This window comes from Devosia sp. CN2-171 (assembly GCF_049354815.1).
Lineage (GTDB): Bacteria > Pseudomonadota > Alphaproteobacteria > Rhizobiales > Devosiaceae > Devosia_A.
The window spans coordinates 1,511,035-1,527,286 of the sequence record NZ_CP186479.1 but is presented as its reverse complement, the minus strand read 5'-3'; the positions used below and the strand labels follow the sequence as shown (position 1 = coordinate 1,527,286).

At 65.7% G+C, this 16,252-nt stretch carries 15 protein-coding genes; 5 read left to right on the top strand and 10 right to left on the bottom strand.

Going from position 1 to position 16,252, the window contains the following annotated elements; all coding sequences use genetic code 11:
• Window positions 1–50 precede the first annotated feature (50 nt).
• From ACOYW5_RS07620 to ACOYW5_RS07595, 6 genes are all read right to left on the bottom strand, one after another.
• Window positions 51–845, bottom strand: coding sequence for a sugar isomerase domain-containing protein (locus tag ACOYW5_RS07620; protein WP_423068647.1), 795 nt, complete (start codon window positions 843–845; stop codon window positions 51–53).
• Window positions 846–869: 24 nt separating this feature from the next.
• Entirely contained in the window at window positions 870–1,616 is a 747-nt protein-coding gene (locus ACOYW5_RS07615) for a GntR family transcriptional regulator (RefSeq protein WP_423068646.1), read from the bottom strand.
• A complete protein-coding gene (locus tag ACOYW5_RS07610) occupies window positions 1,609–2,487 on the bottom strand; it encodes an ROK family protein (RefSeq protein WP_423068645.1) in 879 nt (292 codons plus the stop codon). The genes ACOYW5_RS07615 and ACOYW5_RS07610 overlap by 8 nt, the downstream gene beginning before the upstream one ends.
• Window positions 2,484–3,359, bottom strand: coding sequence for a carbohydrate ABC transporter permease (locus ACOYW5_RS07605; protein ID WP_423068644.1), 876 nt, complete (start codon window positions 3,357–3,359; stop codon window positions 2,484–2,486). The genes ACOYW5_RS07610 and ACOYW5_RS07605 overlap by 4 nt, the downstream gene beginning before the upstream one ends.
• Window positions 3,356–4,222, bottom strand: coding sequence for a carbohydrate ABC transporter permease (locus tag ACOYW5_RS07600; RefSeq protein ID WP_423068643.1), 867 nt, complete (start codon window positions 4,220–4,222; stop codon window positions 3,356–3,358). Before ACOYW5_RS07600 ends, ACOYW5_RS07605 begins: the two co-directional genes overlap by 4 nt.
• Before the next feature lie 202 nt (window positions 4,223–4,424).
• The gene (locus tag ACOYW5_RS07595) at window positions 4,425–5,720 is read right to left on the bottom strand and encodes an ABC transporter substrate-binding protein (RefSeq protein ID WP_423068642.1); all 1,296 of its coding nucleotides are present in this window, start codon (window positions 5,718–5,720) and stop codon (window positions 4,425–4,427) included.
• Window positions 5,721–5,925: 205 nt separating this feature from the next.
• On the opposite strand from ACOYW5_RS07595, the gene ACOYW5_RS07590 reads away from it, so the two are divergent.
• The 5 genes from ACOYW5_RS07590 to ACOYW5_RS07570 all read left to right on the top strand — a co-directional run bounded on the left by ACOYW5_RS07590 (window position 5,926) and on the right by ACOYW5_RS07570 (window position 12,388).
• Window positions 5,926–6,399, top strand: a complete 474-nt coding sequence (locus tag ACOYW5_RS07590) for a hypothetical protein (protein ID WP_423068641.1) — start codon at window positions 5,926–5,928, stop codon at window positions 6,397–6,399.
• A 57-nt stretch (window positions 6,400–6,456) separates the two neighbouring features.
• A complete protein-coding gene (locus ACOYW5_RS07585; RefSeq protein ID WP_423068640.1) occupies window positions 6,457–8,100 on the top strand; it encodes an alpha/beta hydrolase in 1,644 nt (547 codons plus the stop codon).
• Window positions 8,097–9,560, top strand: coding sequence for an alpha/beta hydrolase (locus ACOYW5_RS07580; RefSeq protein WP_423068639.1), 1,464 nt, complete (start codon window positions 8,097–8,099; stop codon window positions 9,558–9,560). Before ACOYW5_RS07585 ends, ACOYW5_RS07580 begins: the two co-directional genes overlap by 4 nt.
• 138 nt (window positions 9,561–9,698) lie before the next feature.
• Window positions 9,699–11,132, top strand: coding sequence for a basic amino acid/polyamine antiporter (locus ACOYW5_RS07575; RefSeq protein WP_423068638.1), 1,434 nt, complete (start codon window positions 9,699–9,701; stop codon window positions 11,130–11,132).
• 20 nt (window positions 11,133–11,152) lie between these two features.
• Window positions 11,153–12,388 carry an arginine deiminase gene (locus tag ACOYW5_RS07570; RefSeq protein WP_423069426.1) on the top strand — a complete coding sequence of 412 codons (1,236 nt, stop codon included), beginning with the start codon at window positions 11,153–11,155 and terminating at the stop codon, window positions 12,386–12,388.
• Here the strand turns inward: ACOYW5_RS07570 and ACOYW5_RS07565 are convergent.
• The 4 genes from ACOYW5_RS07565 to ACOYW5_RS07550 form a co-directional block, all read right to left on the bottom strand.
• Complete coding sequence (locus ACOYW5_RS07565; RefSeq protein WP_423068637.1) at window positions 12,385–13,899, bottom strand: Na+/H+ antiporter NhaC family protein; 1,515 nt, start codon at window positions 13,897–13,899, stop codon at window positions 12,385–12,387. The genes ACOYW5_RS07570 and ACOYW5_RS07565 overlap by 4 nt on opposite strands.
• 74 nt (window positions 13,900–13,973) lie before the next feature.
• Entirely contained in the window at window positions 13,974–14,411 is a 438-nt protein-coding gene (locus ACOYW5_RS07560; protein WP_423068636.1) for a hypothetical protein, read from the bottom strand.
• 89 nt (window positions 14,412–14,500) lie between these two features.
• Window positions 14,501–15,190: an exopolysaccharide biosynthesis protein gene (locus tag ACOYW5_RS07555; RefSeq protein ID WP_423068635.1), complete on the bottom strand. Its 690-nt coding sequence runs from the start codon at window positions 15,188–15,190 to the stop codon at window positions 14,501–14,503.
• 16 nt (window positions 15,191–15,206) lie between these two features.
• A complete protein-coding gene (locus ACOYW5_RS07550) occupies window positions 15,207–16,238 on the bottom strand; it encodes a helix-turn-helix domain-containing protein (RefSeq protein ID WP_423068634.1) in 1,032 nt (343 codons plus the stop codon).
• Window positions 16,239–16,252 lie beyond the last annotated feature (14 nt).

Sequence of the window (16,252 nt, the reverse complement as noted above, 5' to 3'; positions counted from 1 at the left end):
GGGACGGTGTCCCGGGCGGCAGGGTCAGCTCCCGCCCGGAACTTGGCCAATCAGTCTTCCCTGGCCATGGACTTCTTGAATTGCGGCAGGTGCTTCTGCTGCGCCTCGAGCATGCGCTCGCGGTAGACGCCGTAGATGATGTCGGTGTCGTGCAGCGTCACGCCCGGGATGGTCGGCGAGGCGAAGACCGGCAGCTCGATGCCGCGATCGGCGAGCTTCTGGGCGCTCTCGGCGAGGAGCTCGTGCATCATCATCATGGCGAGCACGGTCGATGACCCGGCGACCGGGCGCGACCAGCCCTTGATGTCGACTATGGCGTCCTCGACCGGCGAGCCGGTGTCGATCACGATGTCGGAGGCATGCGGTAGGCGCTTACCCGACGAGTGCGAGGCGGGCTTCCCGGCATTCGACTTCGCGGTGATGGCGATGACAGTGAGGCCGCGCTTCTTGGCGTAGAGGGCAGTGTCGATGCCTGAGGCGTTGCTGCCGGAGTGGCCGAAGATGACGATGGTGTCGCCGGCGTTGAGCGGCTGGTGATCGAGGAATTTCTCTGCGTAATTCTCGGTACGCTCGAGCCAGAGCAGCTCGCGCACGCCGCCGGCGCCGAGGATGTTGTGCCACATCACGCGCGGGTCGGTCAGCGGGTTGAAGCCGACATAGGAGCCGTAGCGCGGGTAGGTTTCTTGAACCGGCAGCACCGAATGGCCTGAGCCGTAGAGGTGCACGAGGCCCTTGTTGGCGAGGGTTTCCGCTACGGCGGACGAGGCCTTGTCGAAGGCGTCTGCATTGGCTGCGGCCGCCGCTTCGGCGATCTTCACCAGCTTGCTGATGTATAGGGAGGACATGGGTTTGCCTTTCAGAACAAAGCGTTAGACGTAAAGAGTGGAGCGGATCTCGTAACGGTCCGCACGCATGGTGGAGAGGGCGTATTCGAACGGCCCCCTCGTGTCGTAGGCGATACGTTCGACCTCAAAGGCCGGCGTACCCGCCACAAGCTGGATGAGTTCGGCATCGGCTTCAGCGACCCGGCCGACACGATAGACTTCCTTGGCCTTCACTGGAGCGATGCCGCAATGCTCGCGCAGCCAGCCGTAGAGCGATTGCACATTGGCGGCGTCCGCAAGCAGGCCAGGCACGCGGGATTCCGGCAGGTGGCTCGCCTGGATGCCGATCGGCATGCCGTTGCCGAGCCGCAGGCGCTTTAGCTGCACTACGGGATCACCCAGTGCGATCTCGAGCGCATCGGCGACTTCCTCGTTGGCTGCGACACGATGGGCTTCGATCAGCCGCGTGCCGGCCTGCAGCGACAGCGTCTTCATCTCCTCAGTGAAGCTGGTGAGCCCACGGACACCGGCGACGACGGTCGCTGAGCGCACGAAGGTGCCGCGCCCATGCTCACGTCGCAGCAGCCCCGCCTCCTCGAGATTACGCAGCGCGTGACGCAACGTGATGCGCGAGATGCCGAGCATGTCGCCAAGCCGATCCTCGTTCGGGATCTGCATGCCCGAGCTCCATTCGCCGCGCTCGATCAGCTCCCGCAGGGCCATCTCGGCCTGGTGCCACAACGGCTCGGGACGCCGACGATCAGGTTTCATCAGACCTGCCGGTTCATCCATGCCCATTCCTCCAGTTGACGCCGTGGGCACCCGCGAAGGCAGCGCCGACGAGTCCGGCCTTTGGCCCGAATTGTCCGGGTCTTATGTCGATTGATCTCAGATGCGGCGGCAGCTGCCGCCGCATCGCCGGCAGCACGATCGGCGCCAGCACATCGACCGAAGCCGCTACGCCGCCCGCGAGGATGATGGCCTCGGGATCGAGCAGCGCGACCGCACCGGCCAGCGCTGTGCCAAGTGCGCGCATCGGCGGCTCCAGGGCCTCGAGCGCCTCAGGATCACGCGCTCGCGCCGCCCGCACCAGCGCCGTGCCGTCGGGTAGCCCAATTCCAGCTGCGGCGGTGTCGAGCGCGCGGCCGGACGCTTGGCGTTCGAGCCAGCCGCTGCGATCCTCGCCGGCATCGGTCACGTCGGCAACAGCCCAGCCAAAGGAACATGCGCCGCCACGGCTGCCGGTGACGATGCGTCCTCCCGCAAGGACTGCCGAGCCGATGCCCGTACCGATCGCGAGCAGGATGGCGTCGCTCAGTCCGTTCGCCGCTCCCGCCCTGGCCTCGGCCAGCAGCGCCAGCTGTGCATCGTTGCCGAGCCCGATGGAGATGCCGGGCAGGGCCTCCGCGAGATCTAGCGCGTCGAGATAGCCGAGGTTCGGCACCCAGCGGCATGTGGTGCCCTGCGCGAGGCCGGGGATGCCGATGCCGAGGCGGCTGGCACCATGCGCGGCAAGCTGGCCTTTGAGCAAAGCCAGGAAGTCGTCGCGGCTTTGCGGTGCCGGCCACTCACCGACCACGGTCACCCCAGCGGGGTCCGCAGCGTCGGCGACGCCGGCGCGGAAGCGCGTGCCGCCGAGATCGATGGCAAGGATCGTGCTCATCCCTTCACCCCCGAGGAGACGACCGAGTCGACGAAGAACCGCTGCAGGATCACGAACAGCAGCACCGGCGGCAACACCGCGAGCGTCGCCCCGGCCATCACGAGGCCGGTATTAATTGCGCCGCGGTTGTAGCTGAGGAGCCGCGAGAGCGAGATGACGATCGGATACTCCTCGGCATTGCCTTGCAGGACGGTCAGCGGCCAGAGATAGCTGTTCCAGTGGTAGACGAAGGCGAACAGCACCAGCGCAGCGATAGCCGGCATCACCGCCGGGGCGACGATCTGGAACAGGATGCGCAGCTCGGACGAGCCATCCACTCGCGCCGCCTCGATCAATTCGTCTGGCACGCCCTTGATGAACTGGCGCATGAGGAAAATGCCGAACGCATTGGCGAGATTGGGGATCACGACGCCGGCGAGGCTGGCATTCAGCCCGAGATAGCCGGTGATCCGGTAGAGCGGGATCAGCGTCACGATCGGCGGCAGGAACATGGTCGCGATCAGGACGGCGAACAGCGCTTCCTTGTAGCGGAATTCGTACTTGGCGAAGGCGTAGCCAGCCATCAGGCTGGTGACGATAATGGCGACAGTGGTCGTCAGCGCAATCACCGCCGAGTTCCAGAACGAGCGGCCGAGGCTCACCACGTCCGCCACTTGAGTGAAGGCATCGAAGTTCGGGCTCGCCGGCAGCCAGACGGGCGGTACCTGCATCGTTTCCTGCGGCGTCTTGAGGCTGGTCAGGATCATCCAGGCCAGCGGAAAGGCGGCAATGACGGCCCCGATGATGATCAGCAGCACTAGCGCGCCGCTGGCGAATGTCAGCTTCTGGCGCGGCCGTTCGAGCGCGCGGGCGTCGGCGAGTGTCGTGCTCATGCGCGCTCCTTGTCCCGCGACCGTGCGAAGGCGAACAGCAGGGCGATGGCGACGATCAGCGCCAGCATCAGCGTCACGGCCATGGCCGAGCCAATCCCGCCCTGCGCCCGTTCGATGCCGACGCGGCGGATGTGATAGGTGAGGACATTGGTGGCATTCACCGGCCCGCCCTGGGTAATCAGCGCCACCGGCTCGAACACCTGCACTGCGTTGATGATGCAGATCACCGACGAAAACAGCAGCGTGTTGCCGAGCAAGGGCAAGGTGATCGAGAGAAAGCGCTGCACCGGATTGGCGCCGTCGATCTTGGCCGCTTCGTAGAGCGAGTCCGGGATCTGCGTCAGCCCCGCTACGGCAAGCACGGTGAAATAGCCCACCTGCTGCCAGACATTGAGGATCACGATCGAGACCAGCGCCGTCTGGGGCGCACTCAGCCAGGTCTGCGGAGGAATGCCGACCCAGCCGAGGACCTGGTTCAAGGGGCCTTCGGTGGGCGAATAGAGTTTCGAGAACACCAGCGCCACGGCGATCATCGGCACCATGTAGGTGGAGAACAACACGGTGCGGAGGAACACCCCGCCCGGCGCGAGCTTCTGGTGGACGAGAAGGCCAAGCATCACCGAGAGCGGCAGGATGATCATCACCGACAGCACGGTGTAGATCGCCGTATTGACCAGCGCCGCCTTGAAGTCGCGGCCGACGGAGTTGTTGGCGAAGATGTCGATGAAGTTCTGGACGCCGGCGAAACTCGCCGTCTCGAACCCGGTCTGCGTCGACCAGTTCTGGAAGCTGAGCCAGATGGTGAGCAGCATCGGGATGACGATGAACACGCCCAGCAGCCCGGTGGCGGGCGCGAGCATCATGATCGCCGATCGGTGCTGAGTTGAGTGCATGTTCTGCTGGTCATCAAGGACGGTGCGCCGGGCCACCCCCACCCTCAGTCCCTCTCACAAGGGGGAGGGAGGCGAAGGCTGCACTATCGGTTCTATCGTTTCCCTCCCCCTTGTGGGGGAGGGATCAAGGGTGGGGTGGCCAAGTGCTCTGAAGCACCTAGCCATCTCCGATTTACTTCGCCGCGTTGCGCTCGAGAATCTCGGTCGCGTCGGCTTGCGCCTGTGCAGCCGCATCGGCCGCCGAGACCTGGCCGAACTGGATGGCTTCCAGCGTCTTCTGCAGCGATTCCGAGAACTCCTGGCCGCCGAGCACGACCGGGAAACCCTTCGCGTTGGCGAGGGTGTCGGTATAGCCCTTGAGGAACGGGTCGCTGCTCAGGCGCTCGGCAAACGCCGCGCCGTCCGAAGTGCGCGAAGGCAGGATGCCCATCGACATCAGGATGTCGCCCATGGCGGATGCGCCGTCCGGACCCGACTCCGGCCCGTTGAGCCAGTTGAGGAAGTCCCAGGCCGCAGCCTGTTCCTCGGCCGAGGCCTTGGCGTTGACGACCGTCATCCACGAATAGGAGATCGAGCGCGGCACGTCGCCGGACGGACCGACCGGGATCGGAGCCGTCGCGACATTGGCGAAGTTGTCGCCCATGCCGGCCTTGAGGGCGGATTCCCACCAGTTGGCCATGATGATCATGCCGGTCTTGCCCGATACGAAGCTATCGAGGAACGGGCCGGTGGTGTTGGCGTCGGCGGTGGCCATGGCCGGGTCCGCATAGCCCGACTTGATCAGCTTCTCGTAGAGCTCGAAGGTCTGCTTGGCGGCTTCGGTGTCGAGCGTCGGCTTGCCGTCGACGACGAGGTCACCGCCGTTCGAGACGAGGAGCGACGAGAACGGGTGGAGGACGCCGGCCGCCCACGAGTTGATGAGGCCAAAGCCCTGCTGGCCCTTGGATTTGTCGGTCAGCTTTTCGGCAGCGGCGAGGAATTCGTCCCAGGTCTTGGGCGCTTCGGCAATGCCGGCTTCCTCAAACAGCTTCTTGTTGTAGTTGAGCGCGTAGACGTCGATCTCGTTCGGGATGCCGTAGAGCGTCCCGCCGATCGAAGCCGCGCCGATCACGCCGGCCGGCCAGTTGGCCTTGGTTTCGGCGGCAATTGCTTCGGGTACCGCGGCGACCAGTTGGTCCTTGGCGAGGTCCGGCAGCCAGGCGTCGTAGATGCCGGCAATGGTCGCCCCGCCGGCACCCCCGCCCGAGGTGCGGAGCGTCGTCAACAGGTCGCCGAACGGCACGGCGCGAACGGTGATCCTGGTGTCGGGGTGGCCGGCCGTATAGGTCGCGGCGGCAGCCTCGAGCTTGGCGACGGTGTCCGGCGCCCAGTGGGTGAGGAACGAGACATCGGCGGCCTGGACCAGCGCGGTGCTCGACAGAAGGATGGCAGCGGTGCCGATGGCACCCAGCGAAGCCCTGAATGGCATGATGTTGAAGTCTCCCTGCAGCGCCGGGCACACGGCTCGTCCGGCTGACGTTATAGAGTTATGACGTTATAACGACTTTGGTCAAGAGGGTGCGTGAGAGGGATCGTCCGGGGTAGGGACGCGCTGCTGGTTCGCGGGATTCCTGGCTAATCCCCGAGCCGGTGAAGGGTGGCATCTTGCTCGACCTATCGAGGAGGTACTCCCTATGTCCCCCAATCTCATTCGCCTGTTCACGGCGTTCGTGATCGCAATCTCACTTTACGCCGCGCCAGCCCCCGCCCAGGACATCGACACATTCGTCATGGTCCCGGATCATCCGCAGGGCGTCCGCGTCGATGGCTGCTTCCGTGCCACCCGCAATCTCTATGGTCCATACCGGCTGACATTCTGCCTCGAGCGGCGTGGCACCTACATGATCCGCGGCGGCGGCGCCCGTTGCGATGGTCGGCTGACCTTCCACACCCGCGGGCGCGATATCTTCGTCGACCTGCAGCGTGCATCTTGCGGCAATCGGCGCGCCTGGGAGGCGGCCCGCATGGAATGCCGATCCAACGGCAACCCACTATCCCGCTTGGCAGGTCGCATTCTCAACGTTCCGCACCTCGCCGGCCTGCGCTGCACCTACTTCCCGACCGTCCGCGGCGCCCGGAACGAGACCTTCACCGCCACGCGCCAGTAGACAGCTATGGATGCCAGCCGGCGTGAGGGTCCGGCGTTGCGCCGCTTTTCCAGGTGGGTGTTGTCCTATGTATCCCTGCCTGGCCTCGCGGTCGGCGCGGTCTGCTTTGCGCTGTCGCTGACGCCGTCACTGATCCCGCGGACGTTCCTTATCCAAGGCGTCCTGTCGGGCTGCGTCTTCGCCGTCGGCTATGCCGTCGGCGCAGTATTCGAGTGGCTGTGGTACTTCATGCAGTTGCCGCCGCCGCGTGGCTGGTTGCGCAACTGGCTGACCGCCATTGTCGCCATCGCCTGCGTCGTCCTCGTCATCTATTGCCTGTCACAGGCCGCCGAATGGCAGAACTCCGTGCGGGTGGCGATGGGTGCCGAGCCGGTCGAGACCGGCCACCCGGTAAAGGTGCTGCTGGTTGCTATCCTGCCGGCGGTACTGCTGATCACGATCGGCACGCTGATCGAGCGCGGCATCGAGGCTGTCGCTCGCCGGCTGCAGCGCATCGTACCGCCGCGTCTGGCGCTGGTGGGCAGCATCGTGCTGGTCGGGCTGTTCGCCGGCACCCTGTTCAGCGGCCTCCTGCTGCGCGGGACTCTCCGCGCTGCCGATGCCTTCTTCGAGCAGCTCGACGACGTCGCTTCCCGCTTCGTCGAACCGGCGCCGACCCGGCCCGATCAATCCGGGAGCGCGCAGTCGCTCATCGCCTGGTCGACCATCGGCCGCGATGGGCGCAACTACGTCCAGACCGGGCCCGACAAGGCAACCATCGAAAACCGGATCGACCGCCCTGCCATGGATCCGATCCGCGTCTCAGTCGGCATGCGCTCGGCTCCGACCGTAATGGCCCGCGCCGAACTCGGCCTCGCCGAGCTGAAGCGCGTCGGCGCCTTCGATCGCTCTATCCTGCTGGTGATCTCCCCGGTCGGCACCGGCTGGGTCGATCCGGCCGGCATGGACGCGCTCGAGTATCTGATGGCCGGAGATGTCGCGAGTGTCTCGCTGCAGTACTCGTACCTGCTGAGCCCGCTCTCGCTGCTGGTCGAACCGGACTATGGCAGCGAGTCCGCCAAGGCCCTGTTCGATGTGGTCTACAAATACTGGACCACGCTGCCGAATAACCGCCGGCCTCGGCTCTACCTAAACGGCTTGAGCCTCGGTGCCCACGCGTCGCAGGATTCGACGCAGATCCTCAACGTGCTGGGTGACCCCTATCAGGGCGCACTCTGGGCCGGTCCGCCCTTCACCAGCCCGATCTGGAACTGGGCGACGGCGACCCGGAACCCAGGCTCGCCTGAGTGGCGCCCCACGGTTGGCGATGGGCAGACGATCCGCTTCACCAACCAGGGCAACGGCCTAGCGGAGCCCGTCGGCATGCCCTGGGGGCCGATCCGCATCGCCTTCCTCCAATATGCCAGCGATCCCATCATCTTCTTCGACTTCGCCTCCTTCTACCGCGAGCCGGACTGGATGAAGGGTGAGCGCGGGCCGGACGTGTCGAAGGCCCTGACCTGGTACCCCATCGTCACCTTCTTTCAGCTCGGCATGGATATGGCGCTCTCCCTTACCTCTCCGCTCGGCCACGGCCACGTCTATGCGCCCGCCGACTACATCGATGCCTGGATGGCACTCGTCGAGCCGCCGGGCTGGAGTGCCGAGCAACTTCAACAACTGAGGCGCGAGATGACCGACGAGTTCGAGGCGCAGAGATGACGCGGTTCTGGGTCAATCTCGTCGCCGGCCTGTTGCTCACCGTCGGCGGATTGATCGCGGCCCGCACTATCGGCGTGCAGGTCGCCGGCCTCTACGAGAGCGCCGACGGCCAGCTCACCTGGGGAGCGCTGATCGCTGGCATCTTCGTCGCCGGGACGATCTGCTGGTGGCTACTCGTAGGGCTTTCGCGGCAACCGACCTTGCTGCGCGGCGCGATCGCCGGTGCGCTCAGTGGCGTGGTGTCCTACCCGATCGTCGCGACCGTTGTGGCGATCTTCCAGCGCCTGCCGCCGGGTACCGGCTTCGGCGATCGCCTGCTCGCCATAGTTGAGGTCAGCGCCTTCGCTCTCGCTACCACCGGCTTCGCCGCCATGTTTGTCATGGCGATCGCCGGTGCCATCTGCGCCCTGATCCTGCGTCGGCTCTATCCGCCGCTTCGCGAGGCCAGTGGTCTGATCGTCCGCCTGCTGCGCGGCCTGGGTGCGCTGCTCGGTGTCCTGGCCCTGGTCCTGCTCTCCGTCTTCGTCTGGCTGACGCTGATGCCGCTCGGCCGTGGAACGCTGGCCGACAGCCGAACACCCGGACCGGCGATGTCGCACGCGGAGGCTATCGCCACCTACGACAAGATCCTGGTCGAGGAAGCGGGCCTCCCACTTCACCCGCGCTGCAAGTCCAAGCTCCTGACCCACGGCAGCCGGGTGGCCGAGACGATCATATTTCTCCACGGCGTTACCAACTGCCCGGCCCAGGCCGACGAGCTCGCGCCCATGCTGTTCGAGCTCGGCTACAACGTCTACGTGCCGCGCCTGCCCGGACACGGCGAAGCGGACCAGATGACCTACGCCCTCGCACCGCTCACATCCGAGGACTATGTCGCGACCACCGAAAAGGCCATCGAGATCGGCCGTGGGCTTGGCGAAGAGGTCGTCGTCATGGGCCTCTCCGCCGGCGGCGCACTGACCATGTGGAGCGGGCAGAACCGCGCTGACGTGCAGCACACCATCGCCATGGCGCCGTTCCTCGGCCCCAACGTCGTGCCGCCTTGGGCCAACCGGGCCGCCACCAACCTGCTGCTCCTCCTCCCCAATATGATGCTGACCTGGAATCCGCTCGAGCCACTCGGCCCGTCGGATATGGACTACGCCTATCCCCGCGTTCCGACCCGCGCTCTGGCCCAGTTTATGCGCATCGGAGAAGTGGTGGCCGACAACGCTCGGACGACACCGCCGGCCGCGCAGGGGCTCGGGGTCATGGTCAACGAGGCGGATTATGCCGTGAACAACGCCCTGGCCCGCAATATCGTCGAGCTCTGGCGCACCCATGGGCGTGGCGTCGATCTCAAGGTCCTGCCGGTGTCGATGCGGTTGCTGCACGACCTCATCGATCCCCGGCAGGTCGATGCCAATACAGAGCTGGTCCACAAGCTGCTGCTCGAGATGTTGGAGCGGCGGCCGCGATAGGGCAGGGACACCCTGCCAAGGCATGGGACGGGCAGCCATTCTCGGGTCCCGACACGGGGCGCTATCCTCTGGCCTAACCACCGGCAATTCAATGCGAATTGAACCTTGTCGGCATTTCCTCGCACCTAAGGATATGTCATGGCCTCGGAACACAGCGGCAAGCTTTCGGCAGGCGCGCTCACGGCCATGGTCGTCGGTTCGATGGTGGGCGCCGGCATCTTCAACCTGCCGGGCCGCTTCGGGGCGGCGACTGGTCCATTCGGCGCCATCATCGCCTGGCTCATCGCCGGAACCGGCATGTACATGCTGGCCCGCGTCTTCCAGGCGCTGGCCGAGAAACGCCCCGATATTGACTCCGGTGTCTTCGCCTACGCCAAGGCCGGCTTCGGCGACTACATGGGGTTCCTGTCGGCCTTCGGTTACTGGCTCGGCAGTTGCCTCGGCAACGTCTTCTACTGGGTGCTGATCGGCTCGACGCTCGGCCGGTTCTTCCCGGAAATCTTCGGCGACGGCAGCAGCCTGATCGCTATCGTCGTCTCGCTGTGCGGCGTCTGGGCCTTCCACTTCATGATCCTGCGCGGCCTCGAACAGGCGGCCCTAATCAACACCATCGTCACCATCGCCAAGATCGTGCCGCTGCTGGTGGCGGTGCTGATCATGATCTTCGTCTTCAACTACGACCAGTTCGCCGAGAACTTCCTCGGCGGGGTGGGCATGCCGGAAAAATCACTGGTCGATCAGGTCCGCGACACGATGCTCATCACCGTGTTCGTGTTCCTCGGCATCGAGGGCGCCAGCGTCTATTCGCGCTTTGCCAAGAAGCGCTCCGATGTAGGCAGGGCCACTATCCTCGGCTTCCTCGGCGTCACCGGCCTGATGGTGGCGATCACGCTACTGCCCTATGCGGCGATGACGCAGCAGACCATGGCCGGCATCCAGCAGCCCTCGCTCGCTGGCGTTCTCGCCGAGATCGTCGGACCCTGGGGTGCCGTATTCATCTCGATCGCTGTGCTGATCTCGGTGCTCGGTGCCTATCTCGCCTGGTCACTGATCTGCGCCGAAGTCCTGTTCGCCGCGGCCAAGTCCGACGACATGCCAAAGCTCTTCGCCAAGCAGAACGCCGACAAGGTGCCGGCCAACGCGCTGTGGCTGACCAATATCGTCGTCTCACTGTTCATCATCTCGACCTACTTCTCGCAGGACGCCTTCAATTTCATGCTCGACATGACGAGCGTCACGGCCCTGCTGCCCTACCTGCTGGTTGCCGGCTACGGCGTGCTGATCGCGCGGCGCGGCGCGGGTTATGAGGAGACGCCGAACGAGCGCACCCGCGACCAGATCTTCGCCTGGATCGCCGTGCTCTACACCCTCGTCATGTTCGTCGCTGCCGGCCTCAAATACGTGCTGCTGCTCGCCGTGCTGCTGATCCCCGGCACCGTCCTCTACGTCTGGGCGCGGCGCGAGCAGAATGCCCGCCTCTTCAGCGGGGTCGAGCTTGTCATCTTCGGCATCGCGCTGATCGCTGCGCTCGTCGGAGTGTGGGGCTTGATCGCCGGCACCATCACCCCATGATCATCGAAAGGTCCACCGCCATGACGACTTCCTTCGGCGTCCACTCCGAGGTCGGCCAATTGCGCAAGGTGATGGTCTGCGCGCCCGGCAAGGCGCACCAGCGGCTGACCCCATCCAATTGCGACGACCTGCTGTTCGACGATGTGCTGTGGGTCGATGTCGCCAAGCGCGACCACTTCGATTTCATCAACAAGCTGCGCGATCGCGGCGTCGATGTCGTCGAGATGCACAATCTGCTCGAGGAGACGGTGGCGCTGCCCGAGGCCAAGGCCTGGATTCTCGACAACCAGGTGACCCCGAACCAGGTCGGCCCCGACCTCGTCGACGAAGTCCGCTCCTACCTCGATGGCCTCGGCAACCGGCAGCTTGCGGAGACGCTGATCGGCGGCCTCTCCACCTATGAGTTCCCCGATACGCATGGCGGCGGTATGATGGAGCTCGTCCGCGACGCAGCCGGGGTCAACGAGTATCTGCTGCCCCCGCTGCCGAACACGCTCTACACCCGCGATACCACCTGCTGGATTTACGGCGGCGTGACGCTCAACCCGCTCTATTGGCCAGCGCGGCACGAGGAGACGATCCTCACGTCCTCGATCTACAAGTTCCATCCCGACTTCGCCGGCAAGGTGAAGGTCTGGTGGGGCGACCCGACCAGGGACTGGGGCATGGCCACACTCGAGGGCGGCGATGTCATGCCCATCGGCAAGGGCAACGTGCTGATCGGCATGAGCGAACGCACCTCGCGCCAGGGAATCGCACAACTGGCCCAGTCGCTGTTCGACCAGGGCGCGGTCGAGCGCGTCATCATCGCCGCCATGCCCAAGCTGCGCGCCGCGATGCATCTCGACACGGTCTTCACCTTCGCCGACCGCGACTGTGTGCTGCTCTATCCCGACATCGTCGACAAGATCGAGTGCTTCTCCTACCGGCCTGACGGCAAGGGCGGGATCGAGCTCAGCAAGGATAAGGGCCTCGTCGAGACGGTGCGCGAGGCGCTTGGCCTCAAGGAGTTGCGCGTCGTCGAGACCGACGGCAACGATTATACGCGCGAGCGCACCCAGTGGGATTCCGGCGCCAATCTCGTCTGCGTCTCGCCCGGCGTGGTTTTCGCCTATGACCGAAACACCTACGCCAACACACTGCTGCGCAAGGCCGGCATTGAGGTCATCACCATCTCCGGCGCCGAACTCGGTCGCGGCCGCGGCGGCGGCCATTGCATGACCTGCCCGATCGCCCGCGATGCGGTGGATTATTAGGGTCTCGCCGTGTGGATGACGACGGTTTCGTCGGCCTCGACGTGACCGTCGTCGGCCTCGATCTTCTCGATCTTGAATCCCGTGAAGCCCAGCAGTAGCGTGATCAGCGGGCTTGCGATGTTGAACAGCGCGAACGACAGGTAGACCAGCGTCGGCACCCCCAGCACCGCCGCCATGTAGGCGCCGCACGAGTTCCACGGGATCAGCGGCGAGGTCACGCTGCCGCCATCGGCAACGGCACGCGACAGGTTGGTCGGAGCCAGCCCGCGCCGCCTGAACTCGGCCTTGAAGATGCGCGCCGGCAGGACGACCGCCACGTACTGGTCGCCGGCGACGAGGTTCAGCCCGAAGGCGGTGCCGACCACGGTGCCGACCAGCGTTCCGGTGGTCTTCGCCCGCGACAGTACGGGCGATACCAGCTTCAGCAGCAGCCCGAACTCGTCGAGCAGCGTGCCGAACACCAGCGCGCCGAGGATCAGCCAGATCGTCAGCAGCATGCTCGACATCCCGCCGCGCGACAGTAGGCTATCCACCGCCGCGATGCCCGAATTGGCCTCGTAGCCGGTGGCCATCGCCTGCCAGCCGGCCTTGATGAAGGCGATGACCGGCGGCAGCTCGGGCGCATCGACGAAGCGCAGCGTCGCCTCGGGCTGGAGGAACGGCGCCAGCGCGGCCGCACAGATCGCCGACGCGGCGATCGCCAGGGACGCCGGGACCTTCATCACCGACAGCCCCACCAGCAGCACCAGCGGCAGCAGCGTCCAAGCCGACACGTTGAACAGCTGCGACAGGGCCGAGAGTTCGGATTCCACGACCGCGATCGTCGCTCCGCCGGTGCCATCGCTATTGCTGAGGATAATGAAGCTGACCAGCGCGATGGCGAAGGCCGGCACGGAGGTCCAGACCTGGGCCCTCAGATGCGCGTTGATCTTTGTGCCGGTCAGCTGCGCCGCAAGGATTGCGGTCTCCGACAGCGGCGACAACTTCTCACCGACATAGGCGCCCGAAATGACCGCCCCTGCCGTGATCGGCGCCGAGACGCCCACCATCGCGGCGAGGCCAACCAGTCCGACGCCGATCGTTCCAGCCGTCGTCCACGAACTGCCGATGCCGAGCGCGATCGCCGCGCAGGTGACGAAGGCGGCGGGGTAGAACCAGTCCGGGTTCACGATCTGCATGCCGTAGTAGACGAGCGTCGGAATGGTGCCCGCCATGTTCCACGTCCCGATCAGCGCACCGACCGCGAATAGGATGAAGATGGCGCTGACAACCGACGAAACGCCCTTGCGGCTCGCCTCCGCCACCTCTTCCCAGCTGTGCCCGTTCTTGAGCACGATCATCGCCACGGCCATGGCCGAGAGGATGATCGCGACCTGCAGGGCGCCATCCATGGCTGACAGCCCGAAGAGGGATACGGCGCCGGTGATCAGCACCGCGAGCAGCACCAGCGGGGCGATGGCATCGAAATAGGACGGAGGCCGGACCGGACGCGTGCCTGGTTCCTGGCTCATGGCGGGCTCCTAATGTGCCGGCCGGCTGCCCAGCGCCTGGCTGTGAGTGATCGCGAGGCGCTTACTGGCGAGCGTCATGCTCCGCCTTGTTTTGCCTTTGCCGCAGCGGCGCCGCGTTCGTCTTCCCTGAGGATCACGAGGGCCGCCGCCATCAGCCCGGCAAACAGGCCGGAGAAGCCACCCAATACCGCACCGTCCATCACGTTCCACTTGAGGCCGAGATCGTGGGTGGCGAGGCCGCTGGCCAGCGCGATCACGCCGGCGACGAACAGCAGTGCCGGCGACGCGGTCGCGACATGGTGCGAGAACACGGTCGGGATCATGTTCGCCAGATAGCGGCGGGCTGCGTATTCGACGCCCACTGCTGCGAGGGCAGAGAGGACCGCCAGCGTTCGGGGGCCGGCGGGGATGACCGGGTCGAATATCGCGCCAAACAGAGTGCCGATCACGGCTCCGATTGCAGCGGCGGCGAGAATGTAGATCGGCGCATAGTTGGCCTGGCGTTCGGTCATTTGCGGTTCCGCCTTTCGCGATATTGCCCCTCATTCTAGTCCACTTCGGCTGTGATGCGCCAGGAATCCCACCGGCATGACCGCTGTCCCTAACTTTGCACCGGGCTGCCGCCCGGCAGGGAAGGCTCCGCCTCGCCATCGACCACGTCGCCGATGGCGAAGCTGAGCGCTACCACCACCCAAACCGCAAAGCCGCAGATGATGATGCCGGCTAGGCCGACCAGTCCGCCGAGCAGCACCACGAGACCATCGTGGTTGAGCACCCCGACGCAGATGACGGCGAGACCCAGCGAGGGTAGCGTGTTGGTGGCAGGGATCGGCGGCAGCATGAACAGCCCCAGGACGACGCCGAAGATCGCCAACACCGGCATGATGGCGTTGCCCGTCAGCCCCCGCCAGCGCGGCGAGGATATCCGCGCCGCCCAGCCGGCGAGCTTGCCGAGCACATCCATCAGCTTGAGGACGATCTTCACCGGCAGCTGCATGCGCCCGAAATAGCCCTTGAGCTGCATCTCACGCTTGAACAGCAACGACACGCAGAGCGCGATGATGATCAGCGCCATGACGAAGTTGTAGCCCGGCGGGGCAGGGAGCAGGTTGAGCAGTGCGAACAGCAGGATGGCGACGAGGTGCGAACGCGGACCGACCAGCGCGAGCAGGTCGTTGCAGCTGAGCGAGGCGTCCGGCGCTTCGGCATGCGCGCGCAAGCGCTCGATGACGCCGCCGACCACCGCCTCCATGGGGTCCTCTTCGCCAGCAAGCGCCTCGCTCGGGGACATGCCGCTCATCCTGTCCTCAGCGCAGGTTATAGAGCAGGGCGGTCAGCGTCTTGGCACTGCTGCGCGGTCGGGCCGGCAATACGTCGGTGCTCGCCCGGGCATCACTGGGCCGGTAGCCGAACTCCCGCTTGAAGGCGCGGCTGAACTCGGCCGGATCGATGAAGCCGCGTTCCGCCGCGATCGCCACGATGGATCGCCGATTTTCTGCATCGGCCAGCGCGATATGCGCGTCGAGCAGACGCCGGTAGCGGATGTAGTGCACCACGCCGCCCAGCGGTTCGAACAACCGGTAGAGCCGCGATCGGGACACCGCGAGATCGCGGCAGAGCTCGTCCACGCCGAGCGTAGGTGAGCCCAGGCGCTGCTGCACCAGGCGGCGCGCCCGCTCGAGGATCGTCGCCTGCACCGGCTGCAGATCGGAGGCGAGGCCGAGCCGAGTGGGCACCATGCAGCCTTCGATCATCGCCCGGATGCTCGAGCGCACGCCGGGATAGTCCGCCGGCTCCAGCTCGGACATGCGAGCCGCCAAATTGAGCAGGAACTCGGCGAGCAGCCGTCCGAGCGGCGAGTCGACGATCGCGCCGTTGAGGGCATCTATCGACAGCGCGGCGGGGCGAAGGAAATCACGCGGGACACAGAGATGGACCGCCTCCTCGGCAGCCCACCGCCCCGCGAACGGCTGGTTGAGGCAGACGAGGCTCAGAACGGTGGGGCCGGAACTCCGCGACGCCGTCAGCACCCAGTGGTCGAGACCATCGGAACGGCAGTGGCGGATCGTCCTGCGATAGGCGAGGGGGGGTATCCGGGCGTCGATCAGCAGCAGGCCGCCAAGGTCCCACGCCTTGAGCTCGGCCTTGTAGCCGCGGTTGGGATCAGACTCCGGCGTGGTTTCGACGACGGGACCGATCTGCTCGAGCCACGCCGCATACTGCCGATGTCCGGGCTGCTCTCGTGTATCGAGCTGGAGCGCTGGTTCGTAGACATAGGCATGCAGTCCGAGCACGCTCGGTGCGACTTGGGGAAGCCGTTCTGCCGCAAAGGTGAACATAGGCGCTGCCTCCG